Below are 17640 nucleotides of genomic sequence, written 5' to 3'. Positions count from 1 at the left end.
TCAGGTCGTACGCCCGGACCGCTTCCTGCCTCCCTGCGTCGCGGTCGGAAGGTGCGCGAGCACCGGTACCGCCGGCTCGTCGTGCCCGCCCCGGGTCGCCGCCGGGCGTCGGCGGGACCGGCCCCGGTGGAGCGTTTCCGGGCCGACCCGTCGCTGCCGGTAGCTGCCGGGCGTCTCGCCCAGCACCTTGCGGAAGGCGAGGTGGAAACCGACGGTGCTCTGGTAGCCGATGAGTTGCGGAATCGCCGCCAACGGCGTGTTGGTCTCGGTCAGCATCTCGGTGGCCTTCTGGAGCCGGCGGCGGGTGAGATGCTTGGCCGGCCCCTCGCCGACCAGTTCCCGGAACGTCTTGGCGAGGTTGGACCGGGACATCCCGGCGTGCCGGGCCAGCGTGTCGAGCGTCCACGGCTGCTGGTATTCGGTGTAGATCGCCATCAGGGTACGGCTGATGCCGGGGTGGTCGAGCGCGCGCAGCGCCCGGGAGTCCTGGCTGGAGTGTTGCAGCGCGACCCGGAGGGCGAGCACGAAGACCATCTCGAACGCCCGGAGGGTGACCAACTGGCTGCCGGGGCCGCGACGTTCCGTCTCCGGCAACAGGCATTCGAGGGTACGCATCAGCAGCGGCTCCCGGGCCAGCATGTCCCGGCTCAGCACGATGACCGAGGGAAGTGACCGGTAGAGCGGAGGCTCGGCGGTGGGATCGAAGTGCAGGCTGGCGCAGAGCAGCTCGGTCCGCTCCCCCTGCTCGCCGATGCGTACGGTCGTCGAGGTGCCGAGCTGCCGGTTGCGGAGCAGCGTCCCGAGGGGCTGGGCCGGCTCGGCCGAACCGTCGCCGAGGGTGTGCGCGGTGCCGTACGGGAAGACGGCGAGGTCGCCGGGGCGGAGCAGGATCGGCATGCGCCCGTCGAGCGTCACGTAGCACTGGTTGCGCAGCATGTAGTGCAGCACGGCGCACTCGTCGTCGTCGCCCTGGACGTGCCACGGGCCACGAACGTCCCACCGGCTGTAGAAGAGGCTGACCAGCCGCAGTGGCTTGAGAAGCTCGCTGAGCAGGTCGTCGTCCTCGGTCATGGACAATCCTTAACCAAGATTGGCTTTCTCTTCATTGATCGTACAGGACCTCCCCGGCATTCTGGCTGGAGAGCGGTAACCGAGCGCCTACAGCCGGCAACGCGGCGGGCGGGGCGCGGGGGACGCGTGACACGGGCGGGGTGGCCGCAGCACGCGGACGGACGACGGACAGGTCGATCCGGCGAACACGGGGGAAAACCTGAATGCGAACGATGATCGCTGGTGCGGGCATCGGAGGACTGAGTACGGCGTTGAGTCTGCACGCGGCCGGGCTGGGTGAGGTCACCGTCCTGGAAACCGCTCCCGAGATACGACCGCTCGGCGCCGGGGTGAATCTCCTGCCCAACGGGGTACGCGAACTCGCCGCGCTCGGGGTCGCCGCCGAGCTGGCCCGGGTCGCCGTACCGATCCACGAACTCGTCTACTACACCCGGCACGGCGAGGTGATCTGGCGGGAGCCGCGCGGCCGGGCCGCCGGGCATCGCTGGCCGCAGCTCGCCGTACACCGGGGGCGGGCGCAGATGGTCCTGCTCGCCGCCGTACTGGCCCGGCTGGGTCGCGCCGCGGTGCGCACCGACGCCCGGGTGACCGACTTCGTCGAACTTCCCACCGGGCGGCTCCGGCTCGCGCTGGCCTCCCGGGACGGCGCGGCGTCCACCACCGACGGTGACGCCCTGGTGGGCGCCGACGGCATCCATTCGGCGGTGCGGCGGACCCTCTTCCCGGCCGAGGGCCCGCCGGTCTGGCAACGGCAGGTCGTCTGGCGGGGCATCGCCCGGATACCCGCCTTCGCCGACGGCCGCTCGATGGTGATCGGCGGCGACCGGACCTGGAAGGTGGTCGCCTATCCGATCAGCCCGGAGCCGGGCGACGACGGTCTGGTGGAGACGAACTGGGCGATGGCCCGCGCCCTCGGGCCGGACGAGCGGGCGGACCGGTCGACCTGGGACCGATCGGTGGATTCCGGCAAACTGCTCGCGGTGCTGGACGGTTGGCGCTTCGCCGACCTCGACGTCGCAGCGCTGGTCGCGGCGACGCCGGCACCGTTCGAGCAGCCGATGAACGACCGGGATCCCCTGCCGCGCTGGAGTTTCGGCCCGGTCACCCTGGTCGGCGACGCGGCGCATCCGATGTGTCCGATGGGGTCGAACGGCACCACCCAGTCCGTGCTGGACGCCCGGGCGCTGGCTCACGCCCTCGCCACCCACGCCGGTCCGGGCGAGGCGTTCCTGGCGTACGAGGCGGAGCGGCGCCGACGCACGACCCTCCTCCAGCAGGCCAACCGCGCGCTCGGCCCCGAGGTGGTGGTGGCGCTCGCCGACGGTGCGACGCCGGAGCCGTCCGTGCAGGACCGGTCCGAGGTCGCGTCCCCGGCCGAGCTGGCCGAGATATCCCGGCGCTACGCGACGCTGGCCGGCTCGGACACCGGAGCCGCCAACGCCGCCTCGCCGTACGCCGTGCCCGGACCGGACGACGGCGCGGGTCCGCAGCCGTGGCGGCACGCCGCCGCCACCTCCTGATCTTGATTTCCGCCGAGACACCCATCCATCCCTGAGGAGAGGCATGACTCGCACCGGTGAGCAGTATCTGGACGCGCTGCGTGACGGACGGGAGGTCTGGCTCGACGGCGAGCCGGTCAAGAACGTCACCCGGCACCGCGCGTTCCGCAACACCGCCCGGTCCATCGCGCACCTCTACGACCTGACCCACGACCCGGCGCACCTCGACACGCTGACCGTGCAGACCGAGGACGGGACCCGGATCCACCGCGCCTTCCAGATCCCGCGCGACCACGACGACCTGGTGGCCCGGCGCCGGGCCTTCAAGCTCTGGTCGGAGGCGAGCTACGGCTTCCTCGGCCGGTCGCCGGACTACATGGCGGCCGGGATCGCCGGCTTCACGGCGCTGCCCCAGGTCTTCGCCGGCACGGCCTTCGACGGCCGGGACAACCTCGCCGCGTACCACCGGCGGATGTCGACCGGCGACCTCTACCAGGCGTTCACCATCACCAACCCGCAGATCGACCGTACCCGGACCGCCTCGGAACAGGAGGAGAACGACCTCTACCTGCGGGTGGTCAAGGAACAGGACGGCGGCATCGTGGTACGCGGCGCGAAGATGATCGGTACCGCCGCGATCTTCGGCGACGAGGTCATCGTCGGCACCATCGAGCCGCTGGCGCCGCAGGACGTCGAGTACGCGCTGAGCTTCTCCGTACCGCTGGACACTCCCGGGGTCAGATTCGTCTCCCGGACGTCGTACGAGGCGGGGGCGCGCAGCGTCTTCGACAATCCGCTGTCGTCCCGGTTCGACGAGAACGACGCGCTGCTGGTCTGCCACGACGTCTTCGTGCCCTGGGAGCGGGTGCTGGTCTACCGGGACGTGGAGGCCAGCCTGCGCCAGTGGTGGGCCACGCCGGCGTACAACAACTTCGTCCACCAGGCGGCGACGCGGTTCTGGACGAAGCTGGAGTTCCTCGCCGGGCTGGCGATCCTGATCGCCAAGTCGAACAACACCTACCAGCTCCCGCCGGTGCAGACGCAGCTCGGCCGGCTGCTGGGCTGGGTGAACGTCGCCCGGTCCATGCTGATCGCCGCCGAGACGGAGTACGAGCAGGTCGACGGCGGAGTCGGCGGCGTGATGATCAACCCGGAGATCGCCTCCGCACACCGGGCGATGGCCGGCGACATCTACCCGAAGGCACTGGCCGAGGTGAAGCTGCTCGCCGGCGGCGGGCTGATCCAGCTACCGGCCTCCGGCTACGACCTGCGCCACCCGGACCTCGGCCCGGTCCTCGCCAAGTACGTCCGCTCGCCCGGCCACCCGGCGGAGGCCCGGATCAAACTGCTCAAGCTCGCCTGGGACGCGCTGGGTTCCGAGTTCGCCTCCCGGCACGAGCAGTACGAGCGGTTCTATCACGGTGCGCCGCACGTCTACCTGCCGGCGATCGTGCGCGACGGCCGACCCGACCTCTGCGAGCGGCTCGCCCAGCACTGCCTCGACGGCTACGAGCTGGACCAGTCGCCGTACGACAGCTGGTGACCGGGTCCGGCGGTGCGGCCGGACACGCCGCACCGCCGGAGCGCCGACCGGCCCGACCGAACCGATGGAGATGACTGGCATGCCCGATCGATGGAGAGCCCTCGCGGTCCTCGCCTGCACACAGTTCCTGCTGATCCTGGACACCGCGATCATCAACGTCGCGGTCCCGTCGATCGGCACGGACCTGGGTATATCCCCCGCCGGGCTGTCCTGGGTGGCCAACGCCTACCTGATCGCCTTCGGCGGTCTGCTGTTGCTCGGCGGCCGGGCCGCCGACCACCTCGGTCGACGCCGGATCTTCCTCGCCGGACTCGTGGTGCTGATCGCCGGCTCGGCGCTCGGCGCGGTGGCCGGCTCGACCGGGTGGCTGGTCGCCGGACGCGCGGTGCAGGGCGTGGCCGCCGCGCTGGCCGCCGCCGCGGCGCTCGCCCTGGTCCTGGGCATCTTCCCGGACGGCCCGGAACGGCACCGGGCGCTCGGCGTCTTCGCCGCGATGGCCGGGGCCGGCGGGGCGGTCGGCACCGTGCTGGGCGGGGTGTTGACCGACTGGTTCGGCTGGCGCAGCACCTTCGTGCTCAACGTCGTCGCCGGTGTGCTGCTCGTCGTGGTCAGCCTGCGCTTCGTGCCGGACGTCCGGCGGACCCGCCCCGGCGGCGGGTTCGACGTGGCCGGGGCGGTCACCGTCACCACCGGCCTCGGGCTGCTGGCGTACGGGCTGGTCAGCGCCGGGGAGGTCGGCTGGCTGGCGCCACGCGTGCTGGTCGCCGGTGGGCTGGCGGTGCTGGCGCTGGTCGGGTTCGCGCTCGTGGAACGCCGGGCCAGCGGTCCGCTGGTGCCGCTCGGCGTGCTCCGTCGGCGTACCCTGCGCACCGCCAACCTGCTCGCCGCGCTCGGCCAGTTGACGCTCTTCCCGATGTTCTTCTTCGTCAGCATCTATCTGCAGGACGTGGTCGGGCACTCACCGCTGGGCGGCGGCCTCGGACTGCTCCCGCTCTCCCTGCTGGTCATCGTGGTCGCCGGTGCGGCCGACCGGGTCATCGCCCGGTTCGGCCTGCGCACCGTCATGGTCGCCGGGTTCGCCCTGGTCACGGCGGGGATGACCTGGCTGTCCGCCGCACTGGACGTCGACGGCGGGTTCGTCACCGGCGTACTGGGGCCGAGCCTGGTACTCGCGGTCGGGCTGCCACTGGTCTCCATCACCACCAACGTGGCGGCCACCGCCGAGGCCGGCCCGGAGGAGGCGGGGCTGGCCTCCGGCCTGATCAACACGAGTCAGCAGTTCGGTGCGGTACTCGGCCTGGCGGTGATGGCCGGTGTGGTGGCCGCCCGGGGCGGTGCTCCGGCCGACGGCGGCACGGCGGACCCGGTGGCGCTCACCGCCGGCATCCGGACGGCGTTCCTGGTCGGCGCGGTGGTCGCCCTGCTGGCCGCGATAGCCGCGGTACGGCTGCGCCGGGCACCCGCCCCGGCCGCCGAGCAGCCGGTGGCGTCGGCCCGGTGACCCGTACCGACCGCACCTGGCGGGCCGCCCGCCGCCGAGACCACCCGGTGGCATGCCGGGAGCATCCAGCGAGAGAGGGAAAGAAAGCAGATGACCGACGCAGAACGTAACCAGTACCTGGTGCTGGGGGCGACCGGCGGGCAGGGCGGGGCGGTCGCCCGGGCCCTGGCCGACCGGGGCAGGCCCGTCCGGGGGTTCGCCCGCCGGGCGGTGGCCGAGCCGCCCGTACCGCTGGTCACCGGGGACCTCGGCGACCCGGACGCGGTACGCCGGGCCTTCGACGGGGTCACGCACGTCGCGGTGACACTGCCGCTGGTCTACGACCCGAAGCGGGTGACCGAGTTCGCCCGGACCATCGCCGAGGCGGCCCGGACGGCCGGCGTACGACGACTCGTCTACAACACCAACACCTCGCTGCCGGCGGTCACCACCGGGTACGCGGCCTTCGAGACCCGCCGGGCCGCCGAGGAGATCCTCCGGGACAGCGGGGTACCGCTGGTGGTGCTGCGCCCGCCGGTCTACCTGGAGAACCTGTTCAACCCGGGTGTCGGCGGAGCGTTGATGGACCAGGGCGTGCTGGCGTACCCGCTGCCGGAGGACCGCCCGGTGGCCTGGCTGACCCACGACGACCTGGGCGCGGCGATGGTGGCCGCCCTGGACCGCCCGGAGCTGGCCGGCTCGACCGTCGACGTCGGCGGGCCCGAGGTGGTCACCGGCCCGGAACTGGCCTCGATCTTCGCCCGGACGCTGGGCCGGGAGGTCCGGTACGTCCGGCTCGACGTCGAACTCTTCGAACAGGGCCTGGGCCAGGCACTCGGTGCCGAGGCGGCGGCCGGGGTCTCCGGCATCTACCGATTCGCCGGCACCGACGCCGGGCGGAACCTGTTCGACCTCGACCCGACGGTCCTGTCCGGGACCTTCGGGGCGGCACCGACGCCGATCGCCCGCTGGGTCGAGGCCCAACCGTGGCACCGGTGGTCGACGGTGCCTGCCGGCGAACCCGGCTGAGGCTTTCCGCTCCCCCGGCGGTCGCTGGCGGGCGGTGGTGCCGCCGCCCGCCAGCGCACCCGCGACGGGCGGACGGTTCGACTGGAACGACAACCATGGGGGGAAAGCACGTGCGCTCAGCAGAGGCACCCGCCGGAGAGCCCGTCGCCGTGATCGGCCTGGGCTGTCGGCTTCCCGGTGCACACGGGCCCGATCGGCTGTGGCGACTTCTGACCGAGGCGATCGACGCGGTACGCGAGGTTCCCGCCGACCGGTTCGACATCGACGCGTACTACGCACCCCGGCCCGCGCCGCCGGGGCGTACGGACAGCCGCTGGGGTGGCTTCGTCGACCAGGTCGCCGAGTTCGACGCCGAGTTCTTCGGCGTACCGGCGGACGAGGCGGCGCATCTCGACCCACAGCAGCGGTTGCTGCTGATGACCGCCTGGGAGGCGCTGGAGGACGCCGGTCAACTGCCGGACCGGCTCGCCGGCAGCCGCACCGCCGTCTACGTAGGACAGAGCCACACCGACTACTGGGACCTACAGGCCGGCCGGCTGGCCGGACTGGGCCTACCGACCCTGACCGGCAGCCAGCAGCGCGCGATGACGGCCGGGCGGCTGTCGTACGCCTTCGACCTGCGCGGCGCGAGCGTGACCGTGGACAGCGCCCAGTCCTCCGCCGGGGTCGCCGTGCACCTCGCCGCCCAGGGCCTGCGCGCGGGCGACGCCGACCTGGCCCTGGTCGCCGGGGTCAACCTGGTGCTCAGCCCCACCCCGGCGGTGCTCTTCGGCCAGGCCGGCGTGCTGGCGGCCGACGGGCGGTGCAAGTTCGGCGACGCCGGCGCGGACGGCTTCGTCCGCAGCGACGGGATCGTGGTGGCGGTGCTCAAGCCGCTGTCGGCGGCGCTGGCCGACGGTGACCGGGTCCGGGCGGTGCTGCTGGGCAGCGGGGTGAGCAACGACGGTCGGGCCAAGCCCAGCCTCACCGCGCCGTCGGTCACCGGGCAGGTCGCCGCGATGCGGGCCGCGTACCGGGCCGCCGGGATCGCACCCTCCGAGGTGGACTACGTCGAGGCGCACGGTACCGGTACCCGGATCGACCAGGTCGAGCTGGCCGCCCTCACCGAGGTACTCGGCACCGACCGTCCCGCCGGCCGCCCCTGCCTGGTCGGCTCGATCAAGACGAACATCGGGCACACGGAGGCGGCGGCCGGGCTGGCCGGGCTCGTCAAGACCGTGCTCTGCCTCGAACACGCCACGGTGCCGCCGAGCCTGCACCACCGCGTCCCGCATCCCGACGTCGACTGGGCCCGGGTTCCGCTGCTGGTGCCCGACACCTCCCGGCCGCTGCCCGGGCGGGACGGCCGGCATCTCGCGGCGGTCAACGGGCAGAGCATCTCCGGCACGAACACCCACCTGGTGCTGGCCTCGGCATCACCCCGGCCGCCTACCCCGGCGCCCGTCCCGGGCCAGACCCACACCCTGGTGCTCAGCGCACGCGACCCGGTCGGGCTGCGCGCACTGGCCGAGGCGTACGCGGTGTTCCTCGAGCCGGGCGGCGCGGGCCGGACGGCCGCACTGCGGGACATCTGCCACAGCACCAACGACCGGCGGGTCCGCCATCCCCACCAGCTCGCCGTCTCCGGCACCAGCCATGCCGAGTTGGGCGGGCGGCTCCGCGACCACCTGCGCGGCGAGCGGCCGACCGGCGTCGGCGCCCCGCCGCCGGCCCGGCCGAGCGTCGATCCCGCCGCCCGGCTGGTGTCCCTGCCGCTGCGCCCCTGGCGGACGAGTTCCCACTGGCTCGACGTGGCCGCACCTCCGACCCCGGTGCCCGTTTCCTGACCACCGCCCGACCTCCCACCGCGCCCCTTCCCGACAGGGCAGCACTTCCCTGAACGCACCCACGGCGCACGCCAACGACGGCGTGCGTCCGTCCGCCCTGCGTCCGTACGTCGACAACGACGAGGAAGAGATGATGTCTGCGAGCCTGTTGTCCGACCTGTCCAGCCTGGCGCGCATCGAGAACGTGCGCACCCTCGACCCGTTGACCGCCGACGCGGCCTGCCAGCACCTGCGTGCCATGAACCGGCATGCCGACGTACCGGCGATCACCGCCGCCCTACGGGCCCTGGTGCCCGGCACCGACGAGGTGGCGACGTACTCCATGGACGAGTGTGTCGCCGCCATGCGCGACCTCGGCATGTTCCTCGGCTCGCTGAAGCGGCACGGGGTCGAGCCGGCGACCGTGGTGCCGGACGTGGTACCGGTACTGCACGAACTGGGCCGCCGCACCGACATGGTGCCCCGGGACACCGTGCACCACTACACGGTGTGGAACCCACCGGGGCACCGGCAGCGGATGTACCTCGGCGACCCCCAGGAGAACTTCCTCCAGGAGTCGGTCCGGATCGTCTTCCCCGACCTGCGCGGCGCGCTGGACCTCTGCGACGTCCTCTCCGACACCGAACCGACCGAGCCACGCTTCGCGGACCTCGCGGACCGGCTCAACGACCGGCTCGGCGCGATGGTGGAGTCGATCGACCTCGTGGTCCGGCACGTCAGCCCGCTCTTCTTCGCCCGCGACCTGCGACCGTACTTCGAGGAGATCACCGTCGACGGCCGGGTGCTGCTCGGGCCGGCCGCAGCACAGGTCCCGCTCTGGTTGGCCGACCAGGTCGTCTGGGCCTCCGACCGGGGCGACCGCGACTACACGGAGTTCATCCGGCACTCGGTCCCGTACAGCCTGCCCCGGTGGCGTGACTACTACGACCGCTGGACCGGGCGACGCTCACTGGTGAGCCGGCTGGTCGAGGCGTACGGCGGGTCGGCCGGGGCCAGGCCGGGGCAGGAGAGCCCGGCACTGCGCCGCTCGGCGGAGGCGTTGGCCCGGGTACTGCGTACGGTGATCGTGTTCCGTGGCCGGCACCTCGGCATCGCCCGGCAGGCGTACGAGGTCGACGTGCGGCTGTACCCGGTCGGCAGCGGCGGTGCCAGCGTCGACCTGTTGCGCCAGATCATCGACCTGACCCGGCACAACGCCAGCCTGGTCGCGCCGAACCGGGCACCGTCGCGGTCCGGCGCGCACTCCGGTAACCGGCCCCGGACCGGCGGGGACGGCAGCGAGTTCCCCACGGTGCCCCGCCAGCGCGGCACGCACGGGCGGACGCCGTGGATATCCTGATCGCCGGCGCCGGGATCGGCGGGCTGACCCTGGCGCTGAGCCTGCGGACGGTGGGCTTCGAGCGGATCCGGGTGCTGGAGGCGGCGCCCCGGATCGAGCCGCTCGGCGTCGGGCTGAACATCCTGCCCAACGCCGTACGGGAACTGGCCGAACTGGGCCTGGCCGACCGGCTGGCCGACCTCTGCGTACCGACCGGCGAGTTGTCGTACTACGACCGGTTCGGCTCGCTGGTCTGGAACGAGCCGCGCGGGTTGGGCGCCGGCTACCGCTGGCCGCAGTTCTCGATCCACCGGGGCCGCCTCCAGCAGGTGCTGCTCGACGCGGTGCGGGAACGACTCGGCCCGGCGGCGGTGGTGACCGACGCCCGGGTCCGGGACGCGCAGACCCGCCCCGACCGGCGGGTCGAGGTGCTGCTGGAGCATCCGGCGGCCGGTGGCGGCAGCCGGTGCGACGCGGACCTGGTGGTGGGGGCGGACGGCATCCACTCGGCGGTCCGCGCCGCGCTCTATCCGGAGGAGGGGCCACCGCCGTGGAACGGGCTGCTGGTCTGGCGGGGCGCCACCTGGTCGCCACCGTTCCTCGACGGACGGACGATGATCATCGCTGGTGACCTGGGTCGCCGGGTGGTCGCGTACCCGATGACCCCGCCGCGTCCGGACGGCCGGGTCCTGGTGAACTGGGCGGTGGCCCGGCCGGCCCGGACCGACGAGCGGCTGGACCGGGCGGACTGGAACCGCCCGGTGGACCCGGAGACGTTCCTGCCGGACTTCGCGGACCTGCGGTTCGACTGGCTGGACGTGCCCGGGCTGGTGCGCGGCGGCGACGAGGCGCTGGTGTACCCGATGGTGGACCGGGAACCGTTGCCCCGCTGGACGTTCGGCGCGGTGACCCTGCTCGGCGACGCGGCGCACGCGATGTACCCGATGGGCTCCAACGGCGCCACCCAGTCCATCGTGGACGCACGGGTGTTGGCGTACCACCTGGCGGGGCTGGCCCGGCGGGCCCCGGCCGGCGGGGTCGGGGACGAGCTGGACGCCGCGCTGGCGGCGTACGAGCGGGACCGCCGGCCGGTCACCACCGAATTGCAGCGCAATAACCGGCAGATGGGCCCGGAGGTTGTGATCAACCTGGCGGCAGAGCGGGCGCCGGACGGCTTCCGGCACATCCACGACGTCGTCCCGGCCGAGGAGCTGGCGGAGATCTCCCAGCGGTACGCCCGGACCGCCGGTTTCGACGTGCAGACGGTGAACGGCCGGCCCTCGTACGGGGTGCCGGCACCGAGCGAGGAGGTGCCCCGGTGAGAGTGGACGTCTACCTGGACGTGTCCTGCCCCTGGTGCTACATCGCCAAGCGGCAGTTCGAGGCGGCTCTGACCGACCTCGCCGATCCACGGGTGCGGGTCGTCCGCCACCCGTACCAGATCGACGGGGAGCTGCCGGCCGAACCGATGCCAATGCTGCACTGGCTGGCCGGCAAGTACGGCGCCGACGTGGCGCGCCGGATGAGCGACGAGGTGACCCGGCACGGCGAGCGGCTCGGCATGCGCTTCGCCAACGACGCCGGGTACGCGGTCAACACCCTGGCCGCGCACCGCCTGCTCTGGCTGGCCGGGCGGGAGGCGGACGGTGCGGTGCAGGGCGAGTTGGAAGAGCTGCTCTTCGCCGGCTACTTCACCGACGCCGTCGACATCTCCGCGCCGAAGGTGCTGGTCGAGCGGGCGGAGCGGGCCGGGCTGGACCCGGCCCGGGTGTCCCGGTTCCTCGATGGGGACGAGGGGGTGGCCGAGGTCCGCGAACTGGTACGCCGGGGCCGCGAGGAGACCTCCCGGGTGCCGTACTTCGTCCTCGACGGGACGGTGCGGCTGACCGACGTACACGACCGGGACCGCCTGCTGACGGCCCTGCGGCAGGTGTCGGAAGGGAACCGGGGATGACCGTGACCACCCGTCCCGGCGGGGAGAGCGTGCTGGCCAGGATCGTCGCCGACGTCCGGCGGGAGCTGGCCCTGCGGATGACGACCGTACCGTTCTCCCAGGTCGAGGCGCGGGCCGCCGCCGCGCCACCACCCCGGGACGCGCTACCCGCGCTGCGCGGCGACGGGTTGCGGGTGATCGCGGAGGTGAAGCGGCGCAGCCCGGCGAAGGGCCCGCTGGCCCCGATCCCGGATCCGGGGGCGCTCGCCGGCCGGTACGTCGCCGGTGGCGCCGCCGCGATCAGCGTGCTGACCGAGCCGAACTGGTTCGCCGGCTCCCCGGCCGACCTGACGGCGGTCCGGACGGCGGTGGAGGTTCCGGTGCTGCGCAAGGACTTCGTGGTCGACCCCTACCAGGTGTGGGAGGCCCGGGCGCTGGGCGCCGACCTGGTACTGCTGATCGTCGCCGCGCTGGACGCGCCGACCCTGCGCTCGTTGCTCGGCCAGGTGCACTCGCTCGGCATGACGGCGCTGGTCGAGGCGCACGACCAGGCCGAGGTGACTCGGGCGGTGGAGGCCGGCGCCCGGCTGGTCGGCGTCAACGCCCGGGACCTGCGGACCCTGCGCATCGACATGGCGGCGTTCGCCGCCCTGGCGGCCGGGATACCGCCGGACGTCGTCCGGGTCGCCGAGTCGGGGATACGCGGGCCGGCCGACGCGGCGGCGTACCGGGCGGCCGGGGCGGACGCGGTGCTGGTCGGCGAGGCCGTGGTGACCAGCCCGGACCCGGCGGCGGCGGTGGCCGCACTGGCCGCCGCCGCAGCGACGGAGGCTCGCTGATGACGCCGCTGCACCGGAAACTCGCCGGGCGCGGTGCCGGCCGGGCCACCCCGGTCGGCACGCCGCCGGCCCCGAGCCGGTCCGCCCCGGCCCGGTCCCGCCACGGCGGCGGGGAGAGCCGGCCCGCTCACTCCTCGGCGGTGAGCTTGCCCGCGATCTCGACCCAGCGCTGGAGCAGCGCCTCGCCCCGGCCGGAGTCGATCGCCTCCGCCGCCCGGCCCAGCCCGTCGGCCAGCCGCTCGGTGACCGGCAACTCCGGCCGGTGCCGTACCGCGATGCCGGCGGCGGCGGAGAGCAGGACGGCGTCCCGTACCGGGCCCCGCACGCCGGCCAGCACCTCGCGGGCCACCTCGGCACTGTGCTCCGGCCCGTCGGTGCGCAACGCCGCCAGCGGGGAGTACGGCAGGCCGAGGTCGCGCGGGTCGAAGACCTCCTGCCGGACCTGTCCGGCGTGCACGGACCAGACCCGGGAGGTGGTGGTGACGGTCAGCTCGTCGAGCCCGTCGTCGCCCCGGAACACCAGGGCCGGCACGCCCCGCTCGGCGAGCACCCCGGCGACCAGCGGTGCCGCCTCGGGGTCGGCCACACCGATCGCGTACCCGCTGGGCGCGGCGGGGTTCGCCAGCGGTCCGAGCAGGTTGAACACGGTCGGCGTACCCAGCTCCCGCCGTACCGGCGCGGCGTGCCGCATCGCGGGATGGAAGACCGGCGCGAAGCAGAACGCGATGCCCACCTCCTGGACCAGCTCGGCGATCTGCGCCGGGGTCAGCCGCAGCGGCAGGCCGAGACGTTCCAGCAGGTCCGCCGAGCCGGACCGGGACGAGACCGAGCGGTTGCCGTGCTTGACCACCCGTACCCCGGCGGCAGCCGCCACGATCGCCGCCATCGTCGAGATGTTGACGGTGTGCGCCCCGTCCCCACCGGTGCCGACGATGTCGACGGCGTCGCCGGGTACCTCGACGGTCAGCGCGTGCTCCCGCATCGCCCGCAGCAGGCCGGTCAGTTCGGGTACGGTGACGCCCTTGGCCCGCAGCGCGACGAGGAAACCGGCCAGGCAGGCGTCCGTCGCGCGGCCCCGCATCACCTGGTCCATCACCCAGGCGGTGTCGTCGGCGCCCAGATCCTCCCGGCGCAGCAGCGTGGTCAACAGTTCCGGCCAGTTCCGGTCCACAGTGTCCATCCGGCTCCTCCTCAGGTCCCGTAGCCCACTGTCGACGGTGCGGACCCGGGGTGCCAGACCACCCGGGCCGCACCGGAACGGTCCACTTCGCCCCCGGTCCGGCGGCGGGTGACCCGATGGCCTGGTGGCTCTCCATCCGGGTCGACCGGCTGCGCGGCGGACCGCTGACCGTGCAGATCCACGACGCGATCCGCCGGGACGTCGTCGAGGGTGTCCTGCACCCGGGCGCCCGGCTGCCGTCGAGCCGCCAGCTCGCCACCGACCTCGGCGTCTCGCGCAGCGTGGTGGTGGAGGCGTACGACCGGCTGATCGCGGAGGGCTACCTGGACGCGGTACGCGGCTCCGGCACCCGGGTGGCCCGGCACCTGCCGCAGGCCCCGACGGTCTCCCCGCCCCCCGACATCCCGACCGATCCGCCGCTCGACGGCGGCGTCCGACTGGACCTCCGCCCGTGCGCGGGTATCGGGGTCGACTTTCCGCACCGCGACTGGCTGACCGCCTACCAGCGCGCCGTCCGGGCCGTCGGCCGGACCGACCTGGACCGGCCGCTGCTGGTCGGCGCGCCGGGGCTGCGCGCCGAACTCGCCAGCTACCTGGGGCGGACGGCAGGTGCCCGGGTCGAGCCGGCGGGTACGGTCGTCACCGCCGGCTATCCTGCGGCGTTGCGGCTGCTGGCCACCGCGCTGCGCCGGCTCGGCCACGGCACCGTCGCGGTGGAGGATCCCTGCGACCCGTGGCACCGCCGGATCCTCGCCGGGGCCGGACTGCGGACGTACGCCCTGCCGGTGGACCGGTACGGCGCCGATGCCCGGGCACTGGCCGGCAGCGACGTCCGGGCGGTACTGGTCAACCCCGGGCACCACTTCCCGACCGGCGTGACGATGAGCGAGGAGCGACGCGCCCGACTGCTGCGGTGGGCACAGGAGACCGACGGTTGGGTGATCGAACTCGACCGCGACGGCGACCTGTGGCTGGAGACGGGACGGCGTCCCCTGGCCCTGCAACGGGCCGACCCGCTGCGGGTGGCCTACGCCGGCACCGCCAGCGGCGTACTCGGACCGAGTCTGCGACTGGGCTGGATGTGCGTACCTCCCGGGCTGCTTCCGGCGGTACGCCAGGTCGGGGCCGAGTGGGATTTCGCCGCCGACAACCTGACCCAGTTGGCGTTCGCCGAGTTCCTCGGCAGCGGCCTGTTCGACCGGCACACCCGACGGACCCGCGACCGGTGGCGGGCCCGGCGCACCGCGCTGCGCCAGGCGGTGCACCGGCACCTCCCGCAGGCACGGCTGCTCGGCACCGCCGGCCCGAACGTGTACCTGCGGCTGCCCGGGCATGTCGACGAGGCCAGTCTGGTCACCGCCGCCCGGTGGCGGGGAGTCTCCGTCCTCGGCGCCCGGCACTTCGCCTTCCGGCGACCGCCGGAGGCCCCGGCGCTGGTCGTCGGCTACGCCGGGCTGCCCCGGTCCGGTCTCTTCGAGGCCATGCGCGCCATCGAGGAGGCGCTGCGGGAGCAGCCCGGGGCAGCGCCGCTGCGACGTACCGCGTGAACCACGCCGCCCCGTCCCGCCGGGCCGGCACTCCGCTGTCGCCGGGCGGCGAGGGTCGGCCCACCGCCGGTCGGCTCAGACCGGTACCGGCGCGTCGAGGAAGTTGGCCAGCAGCCGCATTCCACCGGCCGTGGTGATGCTCTCCGGATGGAACTGCACTCCCTCGATCGGCAGGTGCCGGTGGCGCAGGCCCATCACGTAGCCGTCGTCGGCCGAGTGCGCGGTCACCTCCAGCGGGTCCGGCACCGGCTCCTCGACCACCAGCGAGTGGTACCGGGTCGCCACCAGTTCCGGCGCCAGCCCCCGGAAGACGCCCCGGCCGTCGTGCCGGACCGGGCTGGTGCGGCCGTGCATGAGCCGGTCGGCGATCCGGATCTGCCCGCCGAAGGCGAGGGCGACCGCCTGGTGGCCGAGGCAGACGCCGAGGATCGGCGCCCGACCGGCGAAGAGCCGGACCAGCTCGATGTGCCCGGACTCGGCCGGATGGCCCGGCCCGGGGCCGAGCACCACCGCGTCGGGTGCCCGGGCCAGCAGGTCCGGCGCCGGCACCGTACCGGACCGGACGGTCTCCACCGCCACCCCGAGGTCGCGCAGGTACTGGCGGATGATGTGCACGAAGCTGTCGTACGCGTCGACCAGCAGGACGTTCACGGCACAAGCTCCCGGTCGGTCAGGGCCCAGTAGGCAGAACCAAGTTTCGCCAGCGTCTCCGCCCACTCCCCGTCCGGTTCGGAGAGCGCCACCACCCCGGCGGAACTCTGTGCGGAGTACCGGACACCGTCGAAGATCACCGTCCGGATGCAGAGCGCGAGTTCGCTCCAGCCCCGGGCGTCGACCAGGCCGACCGCGCCGGCGTACATGCCGCGCTCGTCGTGCTCGGTCTCGGCGATGAGTTCCATCGCCCGGACCTTCGGGGCGCCGGTCATGGTGCCGGCGGGGAAGGTCGCCCGCAGGGTGCTCCAGACGTCGGCCTCCGGAGCCAGCCGGGCCGAGACGGTGGAGACAAGGTGGAAGACGTGGGAGAACGTCTCCACGGTCATCAGCCGGTCGACGGCGAGGCTGTGCGGGCTGGCGACCCGGCTGACGTCGTTGCGGCAGAGGTCCACCAGCATGATGTGCTCGGCCTGCTCCTTGGTGCTGTCGCGCAGGGCCCGCACCCGCTCCTCGTCGGCCGGGCTGCCGTCCCGCCGGGTGGTGCCGGCGATCGGCCGCATCAGCACCGTCTCTCCCTCGATCCGGAACAGCAGCTCCGGGCTGGCCCCGATCAACGTACGGCCGCCGTGCGGGACCAGGTACATGTGCGGGGAGGGGTTGCGCCAGCGGAGTCGGCGGTACACGTCCAGCGGGGTCAGCGCGCTCCGCACGTCGATCCGGTGGCCCACCTGGATCTGGTAGACGTCACCCACCCCGATGTGCCGCAGGCACCGCCGCACCCAGTTCAGGAAGGTGGCACGGTCGACGTTGTCGGTCACCTCCAGCGGATCCGGTGCCGCCGGCACGGCGTCCACCCCGGTCCCCGGGGCCGTGCCGTCGGGCAGCCGCTCGGCGGGCGGGAAGAGGTCGCTCTCGGCATGCTGGTGCCGGGCTCCTCCCCCGGCGTCGAAGACCGCCGCGTGCTGGAACAGCACCAGTTCGAGGTCCGGTCCGGAGTCGTCGCCGACCCGGCGGTCCGGCAACCGCTCCATGTGCCAGGCCGCCTCGTAGCCGACGGTGAGCAGGAAGCCGAACGCGTACCCGGTTCCGGGCAGGTCGGTCCGGACGTCGAAGAGGCGCTGTACTCCGCGCAGCAGTTCCCACACCGACTCCGGCCGGTCGAACCACCACAGCCCGGCGGCGGGACGTAGACCGGCGTCGGCCGCGAGCCGGGCAAGTCGTGGGCGGAGTGCGGGTACGCCGTCCAGCTCCACCCGGTCGGCGTACAGCCGGACGGCGGCGAGCCGGCCCCAGCCGACGGTCGCGCCGCGCCGCTCCCGCTCCGGGCCGGCCAGGCTCTCCACCAGGAACACCTCGTCCGGGCCGAACCGGTCGACCAGTTCGGCGTAGAGCCGGACCGGTTCGTGGCCGCGCAGAGCCCGGCTGACCACCCGGACCGGTATGGTCGGCGCCTCGTCCACCGGGTCCGGCGGTACGACGTACGGGTGGAAGGACTCATCGGTCAGCATCTGGCCCCCTGCGTCGGGTCGTTTCGCACACCGGTGTCAGGAAAGCAGGCCGGTCCGGCGATCCAGCAGACCACTTGACCGCCGCCGGGTCGGTCCACTTGCCCGGCCCGGAGCGAAGTTCCAGCAGCTCAGCACGGGTACCCCGGACGACCGTCCGGTTCGGTCGGCGGTTGACGGAGCCCGCCGAGAGCCGCCTACGCTGCCGGCGGCGGA

The 17640-nt window shown here is 73.6% G+C and carries 14 protein-coding genes; 10 read left to right on the top strand and 4 right to left on the bottom strand.

Annotation, left to right across the window (positions count from 1 at the left end):
- On the bottom strand, positions 1 to 1071 hold the full coding sequence (locus Pen02_RS26695; RefSeq protein ID WP_203868856.1) for an AraC family transcriptional regulator: 1071 nt from the start codon (positions 1069 to 1071) through the stop codon (positions 1 to 3).
- 203 nt (positions 1072 to 1274) lie between these two features.
- Between Pen02_RS26695 and Pen02_RS26690 the strand changes: the two genes are divergently transcribed.
- From Pen02_RS26690 to trpC, 9 genes are all read left to right on the top strand, one after another.
- On the top strand, positions 1275 to 2591 hold the full coding sequence (locus Pen02_RS26690) for an FAD-dependent monooxygenase (protein ID WP_203868855.1): 1317 nt from the start codon (positions 1275 to 1277) through the stop codon (positions 2589 to 2591).
- 43 nt (positions 2592 to 2634) lie between these two features.
- Positions 2635 to 4113, top strand: a complete 1479-nt coding sequence (locus Pen02_RS26685) for a 4-hydroxyphenylacetate 3-hydroxylase family protein (protein ID WP_203868854.1) — start codon at positions 2635 to 2637, stop codon at positions 4111 to 4113.
- 79 nt (positions 4114 to 4192) lie between these two features.
- Positions 4193 to 5614, top strand: coding sequence for an MFS transporter (locus Pen02_RS26680; protein ID WP_203868853.1), 1422 nt, complete (start codon positions 4193 to 4195; stop codon positions 5612 to 5614).
- 90 nt (positions 5615 to 5704) lie between these two features.
- Positions 5705 to 6622, top strand: a complete 918-nt coding sequence (locus tag Pen02_RS26675) for an SDR family oxidoreductase (protein ID WP_203868852.1) — start codon at positions 5705 to 5707, stop codon at positions 6620 to 6622.
- Between the two features lie 110 nt (positions 6623 to 6732).
- Positions 6733 to 8448 carry a beta-ketoacyl synthase N-terminal-like domain-containing protein gene (locus Pen02_RS26670; protein ID WP_203868851.1) on the top strand — a complete coding sequence of 572 codons (1716 nt, stop codon included), beginning with the start codon at positions 6733 to 6735 and terminating at the stop codon, positions 8446 to 8448.
- Between the two features lie 130 nt (positions 8449 to 8578).
- Positions 8579 to 9787 carry a monodechloroaminopyrrolnitrin synthase PrnB family protein gene (locus Pen02_RS26665; protein ID WP_203868850.1) on the top strand — a complete coding sequence of 403 codons (1209 nt, stop codon included), beginning with the start codon at positions 8579 to 8581 and terminating at the stop codon, positions 9785 to 9787.
- Positions 9775 to 11088, top strand: coding sequence for a flavin-dependent oxidoreductase (locus Pen02_RS26660; protein ID WP_203868849.1), 1314 nt, complete (start codon positions 9775 to 9777; stop codon positions 11086 to 11088). The genes Pen02_RS26665 and Pen02_RS26660 overlap by 13 nt, the downstream gene beginning before the upstream one ends.
- A complete protein-coding gene (locus Pen02_RS26655) occupies positions 11085 to 11720 on the top strand; it encodes a DsbA family oxidoreductase (protein WP_203868848.1) in 636 nt (211 codons plus the stop codon). Before Pen02_RS26660 ends, Pen02_RS26655 begins: the two co-directional genes overlap by 4 nt.
- Complete coding sequence (trpC, locus tag Pen02_RS26650) at positions 11717 to 12538, top strand: indole-3-glycerol phosphate synthase TrpC (RefSeq protein ID WP_203868847.1); 822 nt, start codon at positions 11717 to 11719, stop codon at positions 12536 to 12538. The genes Pen02_RS26655 and trpC overlap by 4 nt, the downstream gene beginning before the upstream one ends.
- A gap of 127 nt (positions 12539 to 12665) precedes the next feature.
- On the opposite strand, the gene trpD is transcribed toward trpC, so the two are convergent.
- A complete protein-coding gene (gene trpD, locus Pen02_RS26645; protein ID WP_203868846.1) occupies positions 12666 to 13718 on the bottom strand; it encodes an anthranilate phosphoribosyltransferase in 1053 nt (350 codons plus the stop codon).
- A gap of 50 nt (positions 13719 to 13768) precedes the next feature.
- Here trpD and Pen02_RS26640 point away from each other — a divergent pair, with 50 nt between their 5' ends.
- Positions 13769 to 15265, top strand: coding sequence for an aminotransferase-like domain-containing protein (locus tag Pen02_RS26640; RefSeq protein WP_203868845.1), 1497 nt, complete (start codon positions 13769 to 13771; stop codon positions 15263 to 15265).
- A 75-nt stretch (positions 15266 to 15340) separates the two neighbouring features.
- Here Pen02_RS26640 and Pen02_RS26635 read toward each other — a convergent pair whose 3' ends face one another.
- Together Pen02_RS26635 and Pen02_RS26630 are read right to left on the bottom strand one after the other, a co-directional pair.
- Positions 15341 to 15916, bottom strand: a complete 576-nt coding sequence (locus tag Pen02_RS26635) for an anthranilate synthase component II (protein ID WP_203868844.1) — start codon at positions 15914 to 15916, stop codon at positions 15341 to 15343.
- Positions 15913 to 17427: an anthranilate synthase component I family protein gene (locus Pen02_RS26630; protein WP_203868843.1), complete on the bottom strand. Its 1515-nt coding sequence runs from the start codon at positions 17425 to 17427 to the stop codon at positions 15913 to 15915. The genes Pen02_RS26635 and Pen02_RS26630 overlap by 4 nt, the downstream gene beginning before the upstream one ends.
- Positions 17428 to 17640: the final 213 nt, after the last annotated feature.

Source organism: Plantactinospora endophytica, assembly GCF_016862915.1.
Lineage (GTDB): Bacteria > Actinomycetota > Actinomycetes > Mycobacteriales > Micromonosporaceae > Plantactinospora > Plantactinospora endophytica.
The sequence above is the reverse complement of the archived record's forward strand: the minus strand, read 5'-3'. Positions and strand labels throughout refer to the sequence as shown.